The sequence below is a fragment of the Streptomyces sp. V2I9 genome (assembly GCF_030817475.1).
In the GTDB taxonomy this organism is placed as follows: Bacteria; Actinomycetota; Actinomycetes; order Streptomycetales; family Streptomycetaceae; genus Streptomyces.
On the sequence record NZ_JAUSZJ010000002.1, the window covers coordinates 2,769,936 to 2,782,505 of the forward strand.

A 12,570-nucleotide genomic window follows, 5' to 3' on the forward strand; every position below is an offset into this window, starting at 1 on the left:
CGCGTCGCGCGCACACCACGGCGCCCCGGACGAGCTTCCGTCCGGGGCGCCGTGGTGTGTGCGACGCGCTGTCTCAGACCCCCGCGTAGGAGTGCAGGCCGGAGACGAAGATGTTCACGCCGTAGTAGTTGAACAGCCAGCAGGCGAAGGCGACGAGGGCGAGGTAGGCGGCCTTGCGGCCCTTCCAGCCGGCGGTGGCGCGGGCGTGCAGGTAGGCGGCGTAGGCGACCCAGGTGATGAAGGACCAGACCTCCTTGGGGTCCCAGCCCCAGTAGCGGCCCCAGGCGTCGCCCGCCCAGATCGCGCCCGCGATGATCGTGAACGTCCACAGCGGGAAGACGGCCGCGTTGATCCGGTACGAGAACGTGTCCAGCGAGGCGGCCGAGGGCAGCCGCTCCATCACCGAGGACGCGAACTTCCCGGGCGTGCCGCCGGAGGCGAGCTTGTTCTCGTAGCTGTCGCGGAACAGGTAGAGGATCGTGCCGACCGCGCCGAGGTAGAAGACCGCGCCGCACAGGATCGCGGTGGAGACGTGGATCCACAGCCAGTACGAGTGCAGGGCGGGCACCAGCTGGTCGCTGTCGGTGTAGAGCGTGGTGACCGCGATGCCGAGGTCCAGCAGGACCGTGGTGACCAGCGGGAGGCCGATCCAGCGGACGTTCTTCTTCAGCGCGAGCAGCACCAGGTAGGAGCCGACCGCCACCGTGGAGAAGGTGATGGAGAACTCGTACATGTTGGCCCAGGGGGCCCGCTCCACGGACAGCGCGCGGGTGGCGACGCCGCCCGCCTCGACGAGGAAGGCGACCACGGTCAGCGAGACCGCGATCCGGCCCCACAGGTCGCCCTTGAACGTCCCGCCGGCCGCCCCCGGCCCGTCGGGCACGTCACGCGTCCCGGTCGCGGAGCGGGTGACGACCTCGGGCCGCTCCAGCACGGCGGTGCCGCCGGCCTGCGCCTTCCCGGTGACGGCGGCTCCCGTACCGGCCCCGGCGTTCGCCGCGGGGGCGGACAGCGCGGCGGCCGTGCGGCCGACCTTGCTGCGGCTGCCGAAGACCCACTCGGCGATGTGCGCGAAGAAGGCCAGGGTGTAGACGGCCATCGACGAATAGATCAGCACGTTGCTGGCGTTCGCCAGGTTCTCGTTCGTTGCGGCGGCGAGATTCACTTCTCAGCCCCTTCGGCAGGTGCTTCGGCAGGGTGTACGGGCCGGCTCCCGGCCTCGTTGGTGGCGCCGGGCGCGGCCGGCGTGTCCGGGGTGTCGGGCTTCCCGTCGAGGTCCGGCTTCTCCGGCGCGGCGGGGGCGACGGGGGCCGTGGTGACGAGGGCGGCCGACAGCTCGCCCAGCTCCTCGGGGAGCCGCGCGGACTCGCTGCGGCCGAGGCCCGCCATCTCCACGACCGTGACGCCGTCCGCGCCCCGGACCGCCCGCACCCACACGCGGCGGCGCTGGATGAACAGCGAACCGGCGAGCCCGGTGATGGCGGCGACCGCTCCGCCGAGCGCCCAGCCGTTGCCCGGCTGCTGCGAGATCTGGAAGCTCGCCCACTCCTCGGTGCCCTCGTAGGTGATGGAACCGCCGTCCGGCAGGTCCAGCTTCTCGCCGGGCATCAGCATCTTCTTGAGGAGCTCGCCCTTCTCGTCGGTGAACTCCTTCATCTTGGACGTGTCGAGCTGGTAGACGTTCTGCGCGAGCCCGGAGTCCACGCCGAGGGAGCCGTGGTAGGCGCTGAGCGCCAGCACGGGGAAGTCCAGGGCGGGGAACTGCGAGAACATCTGGCCCTTGCCGTGACCGGCGAAGGTCGGCACGAAGAACGCCTTGAAGCCCAGCTGGGTCTTCTCACCGTTCTCGTCCTTGTAGCCGTCCATCACCTTGATGGCGCCGGACGAGGTGATGTTGTTGTCGATCGGCAGCAGCGGCACGGCTGACCGCGAGACGACCTTCCCCTTGCCGTCCCGGACGGTGACGACGGGGGCGTAGCCGTGGGCGATCAGATAGACCTTGGTGCCGTCCACGACGAGCGGTTCGTTGACCTTGATGACGCCCTTGCGCTCCGCGCCGTCGGCCCCCTCCGCGTACGTCACCCGTGCCTCGAAGGTGCGCGGGGTGCCGCGCTGCGGGCCGCTCTTCTCGTACGTGCCGACGAAGTCGTCCAGCACGAAGCTGAACGGGGCCAGCGACTCGGAGTCGTAGAGCGAGCCGTACTTGATGTTGTCGTACTGGGTGAGCGTGTTGGAGAAGCCGTCGCCCTCGACGACCAGCTTGCCGCCCTCGGACTTGAAGAGCTGCCCGCAGGCGAAGGCCACCAGCATCACGATCAGGGCGATGTGGAAGATCAGGTTCCCCGCCTCGCGGAGGTAGCCCTTCTCGGCGGCGATCGCGTCGCCCGCCTCGTGCGCCCGGAAGCGCCGCTTGCGCAGGACCGCGAGGGCCGCCGCGCGCACCTCGTCGGGCCCGGCCTCGGTGCGCCAGATGGTGTACGCGGGCAGCCGCGTGAGCCGCTTCGGCGCACCGGGCGGGCGGCTGCGGAGCTGGCCGACGAACTGGCCGGTGCGCGGCACGATGCACCCGATGAGCGAGACGAACAGCAGGATGTAGATCGCGGAGAACCACACCGAGCTGTAGACGTCGAAGAGCTGGAGCTTCTCGTAGATCGGGGTGAGGGTGGTGTGCTGGTCCTTGAAGGCCTGCACCTTCACGTCGTCGACGCTGTTCTGCGGGATCAGCGACCCCGGAATCGCGCCGAGGGAGAGCAGGAAGAGCAGGATCAGCGCCACCCGCATCGAGGTGAGCTGACGCCAGAACCAGCGGACCCAGCCGATCACACCCATCGCGGGCACGCCCGCCCCGGTCTCGCGCTCCTCGCGGGGGGCGGTGGAGAGCCGCTCACCGGCCGCGCCGTGGGCGGAGCCGTCCGGGCCGGGGGCAGCGGCGCGCGCCTCCCCGTCCTCGTCCGCGCGCTGCCGCGTCCCCGTGCTGTTCGCCTTGCTCATGAACTCAGATCCCTACGACGAAACCGCTGGACCAGCTCTGCATCTGCTGCATGATCGTGGCCCACACACCGGTCAGCAGCAGGATTCCGGTCACGATCATCATTCCGCCGCCGATCCGCATCACCCACGCGTAGTGGCGCTTGACCCAGCCGAACGCGCCGAGTGCCTTGCGGAAGGCGATCGCGGCCAGGACGAACGGGACGCCGAGTCCGAGACAGTACGCGACGGTCAGCAGCGCTCCGCGTCCGGCGGTGCCCTCGGTGAACGCGAGGGTGCTCACGGCCGCGAACGTCGGACCGATGCAGGGGGTCCAGCCGATCCCGAACAGCGCGCCGAGCAGCGGTGCGCCGGCCAGTCCGGCGACCGGCCGGCGGTGGAAGCGGAACTCGCGCTGCGTCACCCCCGGCAGGAGCCCCATGAAGAAGACCCCCATGAGGATCATCAGGACGCCGAGGACCTTGTTGAACAGCTCGGCGTGGACCTGGAGCTCCTGGCCGAAGTAGCCGAAGAGGGCCCCGCCGGAGACGAAGACGACGGTGAAGCCGAGGACGAAGAGGGCGGCGCCCGTCACGACGCGGCCCCGGCGCGCGTCGGCGAGGTCGGTGCCGCTGACCCCGGTGACGTAGCTGAGGTAGCCGGGCACGAGGGGCAGCACGCACGGGGAGAAGAAGGAGATGAGACCGGCCAGCAGGGCGATGGGCAGGGACACCAGGAGGGTCCCGCTCATCACGGTCTCGTTGTACGCGGCCAGCGTGACGGTCTCGTGGTGGGCGGCGAGCGGGATCACCGGGTCACTTCTCCGCGATGATCGGGTCGATCATCTTGCGCAGCTCGTCCGCGTCGAGCGCCTGGAGCGTGCGCGCCGCGATCTTCCCGTCCCGGTCGAGGACCACGGTGGACGGGATGGCCTGCGGGTTCAGGGTGCCCTTGGGGAAGCGCAGGATGAGCTTGCCGATCGGGTCGTAGATGCTCGGGTACTCGATCCCGTAGTCCTTCTCGAAGTTGATCGCCTTGTCCCGCTCGGGGTCCCGCGTGTTGATCCCGACGAACTGGACGCCCTGGCCGGCGGTCTCCTCGGCGACCTGCGCGAAGTACTTCGCCTCCAGGCGGCAGGGGCCGCACCAGGAGCCCCAGACGTTGAGCACGACGACCTTGCCCCGGTGGTCGGCGATGTCGATCGGCTTGCCGTCCAGGCCCTCGCCGTCGAGCTTCGGCGCGGCCACCCGGTCCGCCTTCGCAACGGTGGAGACGCCGCCGCTGCCGGTGATGAAGTTGGTGTTGCCGCCGCCCCCCGCCTTGTTCCCCTCACTGCACGCGGACAGCGTCAGGGCACCGGCCACGGCGGTGGCGGCGAGCAGGGTGAAGCGGCGTCGGGACGCGCGGCCAGAGCTCATGTGAAAAGTTTCGCATGGCGGTTTCCGACGATCTGCGCGCCCCCCTCGGTGCCCGTAAAGCCCCTTGTCAAGCCTGTTTAAAGAAGGAGTTCCAGCCACCGGCGGGCGCCTGTCCGACCTCCAGCGTGCGGAGCTTCGCGAGTACGGCGGGGTCCTGGGCGTCGAGCCAGTCGACGTACTGCCGGAACGAGACGAGACGCACATCGTCCTTGTCCGCCACTTTCTTGATCACTTCTTCCACGGCGTCCATGTAGATACCGCCGTTCCACTCCTCGAAGTGGTTGCCGATGTGGAAGGGCGCGCGATTCGTCTCGTACGCGCGCCGGAATCCGGCGAGATAGGCGTCGGTCGCCTGCTTGCGCCAGCCGGGATAGCGCGCCGGCATGCCCTTGGTCGAATTCTGCGACTGGTTGGCGAGGATGTTGTAGTCCATCGAGAGCACCTCGAAGGAGTGTCCGGGGAACGGCATCGCCTGGAGCGGCAGGTCCCAGACGCCGCCGCGCTTCACGGGCCACATCTGGCGGCCGCCGGGCGAGCTGGCGTCGTAGCGCCAGCCCAGCCTGCTCGCGGTCGGCAGCAGGTTGTCCTGGCCGAGCAGGCAGGGGGTGCGTCCGCCGATCAGTTCCTTGCGGTAGTCGAACGGAAGCGGGTCCTCGTCCTCCCAGCCGGTATGGGTCCGCCATTCCGTGACGAACGACACAGCCTGATTGATCTCGCTGTGCCATTGCGCGGGCGTCCAGCGCTCGACCGATCCGGAACCGCCGCAGAAATGCCCGTTGAAGTGGGTACCGATCTCGTGGCCGTCCAGCCACGCCTGGCGCACGTACGTCAGCGTGTCCTTGATGTGCGCGTCGGTGAGATAGCCGATGTCGGAGGCGCCGCGCGGATTGTTCGGCGGACGGTAGAGGGATTTCTTCGACTCGGGCAGCAGATAGAGACCGGAGAGGAAGAAGGTCATCGCCGCGTCGTGTTCCTTGGCGAGTTCGAGAAAGCGCGGGAAGAGTCCGTTGCCGACCTCACCGGCCCCGTCCCAGGAAAAGATCACGAACTGCGGTGGCTTCTGACCCGGTTCGAGGGGGACGGGCGCCTGCGGCTGACGGGGCTGCTTGCCGGTGTCGGCGGTCGAGCCGTCGCCGATCAGCCGGACATCCTTCTTCGGCGCGCCGTTTCCGTTGCCGCTGCCGTTCCCTCCGGCCCCGGCGTCACCCTGGCCGGCCCCTCGGTCACCGGAGGACCCGGAGGTTCCGCACCCGGCGAGCCCGATCGCGGCTGCGGCCCCGAGCCCCGCGCCGAGCAGGCCCCTTCGATTGATGTCGCGCATACCGTCCCCATCTGCGGTCGTTTTATCTCAAGCCCATACAAACTGCTGAATGGCTAGATGAGGCGCTTAACACGTCGGTTCCGGCCACGTGAGGACTTTCATCACGCTTTACCTTGGCGCTCGTCCGACAGTCCTACGGTCCGACCGGTCAGGGCGCGACCTCCGTGCGGGACCCGTACACACGTGCGGACGGCCTTGGGGAGAGGGACGCGGGGAGGCCCTCCCCAGTTCTGCCGCCGGGCGACGGAGAGACGGCGAAGGCGGCGAAGGCGGCGGAGACCGTCCGCAGGCCGCACATGAGGACGGGACCGGCCACCGTCGGTTCGGTGACCGGTCCCGTGAGGTCCCGGCTCCCCCGGCAGGGGGTGTTGCAGAGGGCGTCGGCTACGCGCCGAACGCCTTCGACTGCCCCGGCTTCCCCTTCACCGGCTTCGCCCCGGCCAGCAGGTGGACGGGCACCAGGTCACGGGCCGGCTCCGAGTAGCCGACCGACACGATCCGGTCGCCCCGGTAGGTGAAGCTGGTCAGCGAGGCCAGCGTGCACTGCCGCTTGCGCGGGTCGTGCCACAGCCGGCGGCGCTCCACGAAGGAGCGGAGGATCCAGATCGGCAGCTGATGGCTGACGCAGACCGCCTCGTGGCCGCGCGCCGCGTCCCGCGCGGCGTCGATCGCACCCATCATCCGCACGACCTGCTCGATGTACGGCTCACCCCAGGACGGCTTGAACGGATTGGTGAGGTGCTTCCAGTTGTCCGGCCTGCGCAGCGCGCCGTCCCCGACACCGAAGGTCTTGCCCTCGAAGACGTTGGCGGCCTCGATCAGCCGGGCGTCGGTGGCCAGGTCCAGACCGTGCGCCCGGGCGATCGGGTCGGCGGTCTCCTGGGCGCGCTCCAGCGGGGAGGCGACGACATGGGTGATGTCGCGCTTCTCCAGGTGCTCGGCCACCCGGTCGGCCATCTTCCGGCCCAGGTCGGAGAGGTGGTAGCCGGAGCGTCGCCCGTAGAGGACGCCGTCCGGGTTGTGCACCTCGCCGTGCCGGACCACGTGCACCACGGTCAACTGCTCGTCCCGGTCCACGCTCCCGCCCGTGCTCTTCTCGCCGTTCCCGCTCATGCGGTGGCCTCCGCCGCGGCGCGGGCGGCGGCGGGCAGGGCGGCGGCGATGCGCTCGACCGCCCGCTCGTCGTGGGCCGTGGAGACGAACCAGGACTCGAACGCGGAGGGCGGCAGGTAGACGCCGCGGGCCAGCATCGCGTGGAAGAACGCGGTGAAGCGGAAGACGTCCTGCTGCTTGGCGTCGTCGTAGTTCCGCACCGGCCGGTCGGTGAAGAAGACGGAGAACATGTTGCTCGCGGCCGAGACCGTGTGCGCCACGCCCTCCTTGGTGAGCGCGTCGCCCACCAGCGTGCGCAGCTCGGCGGAGACCGCGTCGATCTTCGCGTACGCCGCGTCGTCCAGCAGCCGCAGCTGGGCGAGGCCCGCCGCCGTGGCGACCGGGTTCCCCGAGAGGGTGCCCGCCTGGTAGACCGGGCCCGCCGGGGCGAGGTGCGCCATCACGTCACCGCGACCGCCGAAGGCCGCGGCCGGGAAGCCGCCGCCCATCACCTTGCCGAAGGTCATCAGGTCGGGCCGGACGCCGTCGACGCCGTACCAGCCGGCCTTCGACGTACGGAAGCCCGTCATGACCTCGTCGGAGATGTACAGCGCGCCGTGGGCCGCGCACAGCTCCTTGAGCCCGGCGTTGAAACCGTCCGCCGGCGGGACGACGCCCATGTTGCCGGGGGACGCCTCGGTGATCACGCAGGCGATCTCGCCCGGATGCGCGGCGAAGGCCGCGCGCACCGCGTCCAGGTCGTTGTACGGCAGCACGACGGTGTCCCCGGCCGTGGCGCCGGTGACGCCCGGAGTGTCGGGCAGGCCGAAGGTGGCGAGCCCCGACCCGGCGGCGGCGAGCAGCGCGTCCACGTGGCCGTGGTAGCAGCCGGCGAACTTCACGACCTTGGCCCGGCCCGTGAAACCGCGCGCCAGCCGGATCGCCGACATGGTCGCCTCGGTACCGGAGGAGACCAGCCGCACCTGCTCGACGGGCTCGATCCGCGCCACGATCTCCTCGGCGAGCGCGACCTCGCCCTCACCCGGCGTACCGAAGGAGGTGCCTCGGGTCACCGCCTCCTGGACCGCGGCGACGACCTCGGGGTGGGAGTGGCCGAGAATCATCGGCCCCCACGAGCACACGAGGTCGACGTACTCGCGGCCATCGGCGTCGGTGAGGTACGGACCGGTGCCGGACACCATGAACCGGGGCGTACCGCCCACGGCCCGGAAGGCACGCACGGGAGAGTTGACGCCGCCGGGCGTCACGACGGACGCCCGGTCGAACAGCGACTGCGAAACTGGGGCTTCGTATGAATACGCCACTTTGGTCCTGATCTGCGATTCGGGTATCGGGAGGCCGGGCCGGGAAATCCCTACCAATCTCGGCCACCGGTGAGCAGGGAGCGCGCTCCCCTCGTATCACGAAAGAGCGTCAGCCCCCTCGCGTCTGCGAAACTGGGGCGTCATAGGGAAAGCTCACACATGCCATGGTGTCAGAGGCACGGACGGTCTTGCGGACAGGTGTTTCGCCGCACGCCCGTGGGGGAGGTCACTGACACGATGATCGGGTTGCGCGGCGGGGGCTGTGCCTCCTAAGAAGTAGTCGGGTGGATGAGATATGCATCGCGGTGGCGGAGTGGGCGAAGGGACCGACGACCTGGGGCCCGAGCCTGCCCGGCGAGGGCGGCACCGGCGCAGGACCGGGCGCGCACAGAGCAGGGGCGCGGAGAGCACGCCGCCCCCCGGAACCAGGAGCGGGGGCGGGATGGGGGTGACCTACAAGTACTTCGGCGCTCCTGACGGCGCCACCGCCGCACGGGTGCCCATCTCGATGCGCCCGGAGGAGCTCGGCGGTGACGAGCTGGGCATGGGCGGCATGTTCACCAAGATCAAGCCGGAGACCGTGGCCGCCATGGTCCTGACCGGCATCCAGGGCATACCCCTGCACAAGGTCCCCCCGCTGGAACTGGTCGTCCTCCACCCCGACTACGCGGTGGTGAAACTCCCGATGACCGTGGTCGATCCGCTGCGCGGCGTCGGCGAGGAGTCGGTGGGCGCGGCGGCCTTCATCTGGTCCACGGTCCCCGACCGCGGCGGCCCGCGCGACGCGTTCAACGTCTACCAGCTGCTCCACGAGTGGCAGGACTTCTCCCACCGCCTGCACGACGCGGGACACCAGGCGTACTGCCTGGTGTGGCCGTGAACGGGACGGCGTAGCGCCAGACCCGGCGTGGCGCCCGGTCTGCCCGGCCGTGAACGGAGCGGCACAACGCCCGGTGTGGCCGTGAACGGGGCGACTGACCGCCCCCGGCCGGACCGCCCGTCGCCGTCAGGTCCCGCCCGTCGCCGTCAGTCCCGGTTTCCCGCGCCTGTCGCCGTCAGCCCCTGTTTTCCCCCGCCCGTCCGTTCCGGAGCCCAGCCCGGATCGCGGCCCGTCACGGCCAGCAGCCGCTGGAGATCCGTAGCGCCCTCCCTCACCGGGAACGGCTCGCCGAACACCTTCACTCCCGCGCCTGCGGAGCCATCGCCGCCAGCCCCGGACCCACCGCGTCGAGAACGCTCGGCTCCGGCACGAAGTCCCCGCCGCACGCCCGCGCCAGGTCCCAGACGTGCACGGTCAGATCGCCGAGCACCATGAGCCCCACGGTCCGGGCCGGCAGCCCCATCTTCCCGGTGGTGCCCTCCTCGGCCCCCGGCGCGCTCCACGCCTCCACCAGCCGCGCCGTCTCCTCACCGAACCTGCCCCGCCAGTCGCCCGTCACGAAATCCGGCTCCTGGCTGAAATCCACCTCCTCGCGGGCGGCGAGCGCCTGGAAGTTCACGACCACCAGGAACAGGTGGTTCACCAGCGCCCGTACGTCGTACTCGGCGCACGGCGTGGGGTCGCCCAGCCGCGCGTCGTCGATGCCGCGCACGACGGGCAGCGCCCCGGCCGAGGCGGTCTCCAGCAGTTCACCGATCTTCTGTGTCATGCCTCCACCCTGCGCAACGCGCCCCCGGACGTCTTGAAGAAACACGACAGGGGCCGGGGTGAAGAAGCACGACAGGAGCCGGGGCGAGGAAGCCCGGCCGGGTGCGGGTGGAAGGAGCCCGGCAGGGGGCCTGGCCGGTGGCGACCGCGCGGCCTGGGATCGCCGCCATGGCCGCCGGACCCCGCCGCGACACCCGAGGGATCGTGGACGCTCCGGACCTCTTCGCCCGCGTACGCTTCCGCCGCCGCGAGCCCGCCGCGGCGCTCCGCCCGTACCTGGAGCACTACTGGCTGATCGACTGGGACCTCACCGAGCCGTACACCGCCCACGTCGTCCCGCACCCGTCGGTGAACCTGGTCCTCCAGCGGTACGAGGCGGAGGACGGTCCGCGAGGCCGGTGCGGGTACGCCGAGGTGGCGGGCGTCGAACCCCGCCTCTTCACCCGGAAGCTGACCGGACGCGGCCGGGTCTGCGGGGTCCAGTTCCGGCCGGGCGGCTTCCGCCCGTTCGCCCCCGGCCACGCCGTCGGCGACCTGACCGGGCGGCGGGTGGACGCCGCCGACGTGTTCCGTACGCCACCGCCCGTGGACGCCGTCCTGGACCCGGACGACGAGGACGCGCGGGTCGCGGCCCTGGACGCCTGCCTGCCGGCCCTGGAGCCCCGCCCCGACCCGCGGGCGACGCTGGCGATGGCCGCCGTCGACCGGGTCCGCACGGACCGCACCGTGCGCCGGGCCGGCCTCCTCGCACGGGACCTGGGGCTCTCCGCCCGCTCCCTGCAACGGCTGTTCTCCGCCTACGTCGGCGTCGGCCCGAAGTGGGTCATCCTCCGCTACCGCATCCACGAGGCGCTGGAACGCGCCGGGTCCGGCCCGGACGTCGACCGGGCGCGGCTCGCGGCGGACCTCGGCTACAGCGATCAGGCCCACCTGGTGCGGGACTTCACCGCCACGGTGGGCGTCCCCCCGACGGCGTTCGCCCCCCGCTGACGGGTCCCGCCGCACGAGGACGGGCACGGCCCCGCCCCCACGGGAAGGCGGCCGTCCCGTACGGGGACGGGCGTGGACAGGCGCGGGCACCACGCCGGGCGAGCCGGTCGCACGCCCCCGCACGCCCCCGCGAAATCCCTGGCAGCCCGTACCCCGCCGGTGGCATCCTGACCGGGTGAACGGACCCGAGATCACCATCGAAGTAGCCCCTGAGCTGCGGCTTTTCGTTCCACATGAGCGTCGCGGCGGACCCACGCCCCTCGTCACGGACGGTGCATCCACCCTCGGCCACGTCATCGAGTCCCTCGGCGTCCCGCTCACCGAGGCCGGAAAGCTGCTGGTGAACGGCGAGGAGGTCGCCCGTTCCCATGTGCCGGGCCCCGGCGAACACATCGGCGTACGCGCCGTCGAGCGCCCCCAACAGGTCCCCGGCGCACCCCTGCGCTTCCTCCTCGACGTCCATCTCGGCACGCTGGCCCGTCGGTTGAGGCTCCTCGGCGTCGACGCCGCGTACGAGAGCGAGGACATCGGCGACCCCGCCCTCGCCGCCCTCTCGGCGCGGGAGCGGCGCGTCCTCCTCTCCCGCGACCGCGGGCTGCTGCGCCGCCGCGAGATCTGGGCGGGGGCGTACGTCTACAGCGACCGCCCGCAGGAACAACTGCGCGACGTCCTCGGCCGCTTCGCCCCCGCCCTCGCCCCGTGGACCCGCTGCACCGCCTGCAACGGCACCCTGGCCGTGGCCACGAAGGACGCCGTGAGCGGCCTGCTGGAGCAGGGCACCCAGGAGGCGTACGACGTGTTCGCCCAGTGCACGGAGTGCGACCGGGTCTACTGGCGCGGCGCACACCACGGCCACCTGGAGACGATCGTGTCCGAGGCGGTCCGCGAGTTCGGGGGCGCTCCGGCGTAACGGCACGCGGCGCACGCCCGGGCGCGGACCGGGGGACGGACCGGCACGGCACCGGGGGCATACCGGCGGCACCCGGCGCACGCCCGCGCGCGGACCGGGTCGCGGCGCCTGCCTATCCTTTCCCCGTACCCGATCAGCAGCCCGAGGAGATCGCCATGGCCGCCACCCCCATCGCCGTCGTCACCGGCGCGAGCAGCGGCATCGGCGCCGCGACCGCCCGTACGCTGGCCGCCGCCGGGTTCCGGGTCGTGCTGACCGCCCGCCGCAAGGACCGCATCGAGGCGCTCGCGGCCGAGCTGAACGAGGCCGGCCACCAGGCGACGGCGTACCCGCTGGATGTCACCGACCGTGCCGCGGTCGACGAGTTCGCCACCGCGTTCCGTACCCTCGCCGTCCTCGTCAACAACGCGGGCGGGGCGCTCGGGGCCGACCCGGTGGCGACCGGCGATCCGGCCGACTGGCGTCAGATGTACGAGACCAACGTCATCGGCACCCTCAACGTCACCCAGGCCCTGCTGCCCGCCCTCACCGCGAGCGGCGACGGCACGATCGTGATCCTCTCCTCCACCGCGGCCCTCTCCTCCTACGAGGGCGGCGGCGGTTACGTGGCGGCCAAGCACGGCGAACACGTCCTGGCCGAGACGCTCCGGCTGGAGATCGTCGGCACCCCGGTCCGGGTCATCGAAGTGGCCCCCGGCATGGTCAGGACCGAGGAGTTCGCCACCACCCGCTTCCGGGGCGACACGGAGAAGGCCGCCAAGGTCTACGCGGGCGTCGACGCCCCGCTGACCGCCGAGGACGTGGCGGACACGATCGGCTGGGCGGTCACCCGTCCCAGCCACGTCAACATCGACCTGCTGGTGGTCCGCCCCCGCGCCCAGGCGTCCAACACGAAGGTG

At 71.3% G+C, this 12,570-nt stretch carries 10 protein-coding genes and 2 pseudogenes; 4 read left to right on the forward strand and 8 right to left on the reverse strand.

From position 1 onward, the window contains the following. Positions 1-73: 73 nt before the first annotated feature. The 7 genes from ccsB to hemL all read right to left on the reverse strand — a co-directional run bounded on the left by ccsB (position 74) and on the right by hemL (position 8,123). Positions 74-1,165, reverse strand: coding sequence for a c-type cytochrome biogenesis protein CcsB (gene ccsB, locus QFZ71_RS12055; protein ID WP_307668241.1), 1,092 nt, complete (start codon positions 1,163-1,165; stop codon positions 74-76). Then, positions 1,162-2,991 carry a cytochrome c biogenesis protein ResB gene (locus QFZ71_RS12060; RefSeq protein ID WP_307668242.1) on the reverse strand — a complete coding sequence of 610 codons (1,830 nt, stop codon included), beginning with the start codon at positions 2,989-2,991 and terminating at the stop codon, positions 1,162-1,164. The genes ccsB and QFZ71_RS12060 overlap by 4 nt, the downstream gene beginning before the upstream one ends. Before the next feature lie 4 nt (positions 2,992-2,995). Next, positions 2,996-3,718 carry a cytochrome c biogenesis CcdA family protein gene (locus tag QFZ71_RS12065; protein WP_307671429.1) on the reverse strand — a complete coding sequence of 241 codons (723 nt, stop codon included), beginning with the start codon at positions 3,716-3,718 and terminating at the stop codon, positions 2,996-2,998. Between the two features lie 64 nt (positions 3,719-3,782). After that, the gene (locus QFZ71_RS12070; RefSeq protein WP_307668243.1) at positions 3,783-4,385 is read right to left on the reverse strand and encodes a TlpA disulfide reductase family protein; all 603 of its coding nucleotides are present in this window, start codon (positions 4,383-4,385) and stop codon (positions 3,783-3,785) included. Positions 4,386-4,452: 67 nt separating this feature from the next. Next, the gene (locus QFZ71_RS12075; protein ID WP_307668244.1) at positions 4,453-5,706 is read right to left on the reverse strand and encodes a hypothetical protein; all 1,254 of its coding nucleotides are present in this window, start codon (positions 5,704-5,706) and stop codon (positions 4,453-4,455) included. A gap of 384 nt (positions 5,707-6,090) precedes the next feature. Then, complete coding sequence (locus tag QFZ71_RS12080; protein WP_307668245.1) at positions 6,091-6,819, reverse strand: histidine phosphatase family protein; 729 nt, start codon at positions 6,817-6,819, stop codon at positions 6,091-6,093. Continuing rightward, positions 6,816-8,123 (reverse strand): glutamate-1-semialdehyde 2,1-aminomutase, encoded by a 1,308-nt coding sequence (gene hemL, locus QFZ71_RS12085; RefSeq protein ID WP_373465110.1) that lies wholly within the window; start codon positions 8,121-8,123, stop codon positions 6,816-6,818. Before hemL ends, QFZ71_RS12080 begins: the two co-directional genes overlap by 4 nt. A gap of 295 nt (positions 8,124-8,418) precedes the next feature. Here hemL and QFZ71_RS12090 point away from each other — a divergent pair, with 295 nt between their 5' ends. Next, positions 8,419-9,003, forward strand: a complete 585-nt coding sequence (locus tag QFZ71_RS12090; RefSeq protein ID WP_307668246.1) for a hypothetical protein — start codon at positions 8,419-8,421, stop codon at positions 9,001-9,003. Between the two features lie 146 nt (positions 9,004-9,149). On the opposite strand, the pseudogene QFZ71_RS12095 reads toward QFZ71_RS12090, so the two are convergent. Continuing rightward, positions 9,150-9,772: pseudogene (locus tag QFZ71_RS12095) on the reverse strand (TIGR03086 family metal-binding protein). A gap of 167 nt (positions 9,773-9,939) precedes the next feature. On the opposite strand from QFZ71_RS12095, the gene QFZ71_RS12100 reads away from it, so the two are divergent. From QFZ71_RS12100 to QFZ71_RS12110, 3 genes and pseudogenes are all read left to right on the forward strand, one after another. Then, complete coding sequence (locus QFZ71_RS12100) at positions 9,940-10,761, forward strand: helix-turn-helix domain-containing protein (protein WP_307668247.1); 822 nt, start codon at positions 9,940-9,942, stop codon at positions 10,759-10,761. Between the two features lie 175 nt (positions 10,762-10,936). Further along, a complete protein-coding gene (locus QFZ71_RS12105; protein WP_307668248.1) occupies positions 10,937-11,671 on the forward strand; it encodes a Mut7-C RNAse domain-containing protein in 735 nt (244 codons plus the stop codon). Between the two features lie 155 nt (positions 11,672-11,826). Next, positions 11,827-12,570: pseudogene (locus QFZ71_RS12110) on the forward strand (SDR family NAD(P)-dependent oxidoreductase); the annotation flags it as partial.

Bases quoted from the DNA above. Each gene is read 5' to 3' on its own strand.
- QFZ71_RS12060 (WP_307668242.1), bottom strand. From the start codon at position 2,991: ATGAGCAAGGCGAACAGCACGGGGACGCGGCAGCGCGCGGACGAGGAC.
- QFZ71_RS12065 (WP_307671429.1), bottom strand. From the start codon at position 3,718: ATGAGCGGGACCCTCCTGGTGTCCCTGCCCATCGCCCTGCTGGCCGGT.
- QFZ71_RS12070 (WP_307668243.1), bottom strand. From the start codon at position 4,385: ATGAGCTCTGGCCGCGCGTCCCGACGCCGCTTCACCCTGCTCGCCGCC.
- QFZ71_RS12075 (WP_307668244.1), bottom strand. From the start codon at position 5,706: ATGCGCGACATCAATCGAAGGGGCCTGCTCGGCGCGGGGCTCGGGGCC.
- QFZ71_RS12080 (WP_307668245.1), bottom strand. From the start codon at position 6,819: ATGAGCGGGAACGGCGAGAAGAGCACGGGCGGGAGCGTGGACCGGGAC.
- QFZ71_RS12090 (WP_307668246.1), top strand. From the start codon at position 8,419: ATGCATCGCGGTGGCGGAGTGGGCGAAGGGACCGACGACCTGGGGCCC.
- QFZ71_RS12100 (WP_307668247.1), top strand. From the start codon at position 9,940: ATGGCCGCCGGACCCCGCCGCGACACCCGAGGGATCGTGGACGCTCCG.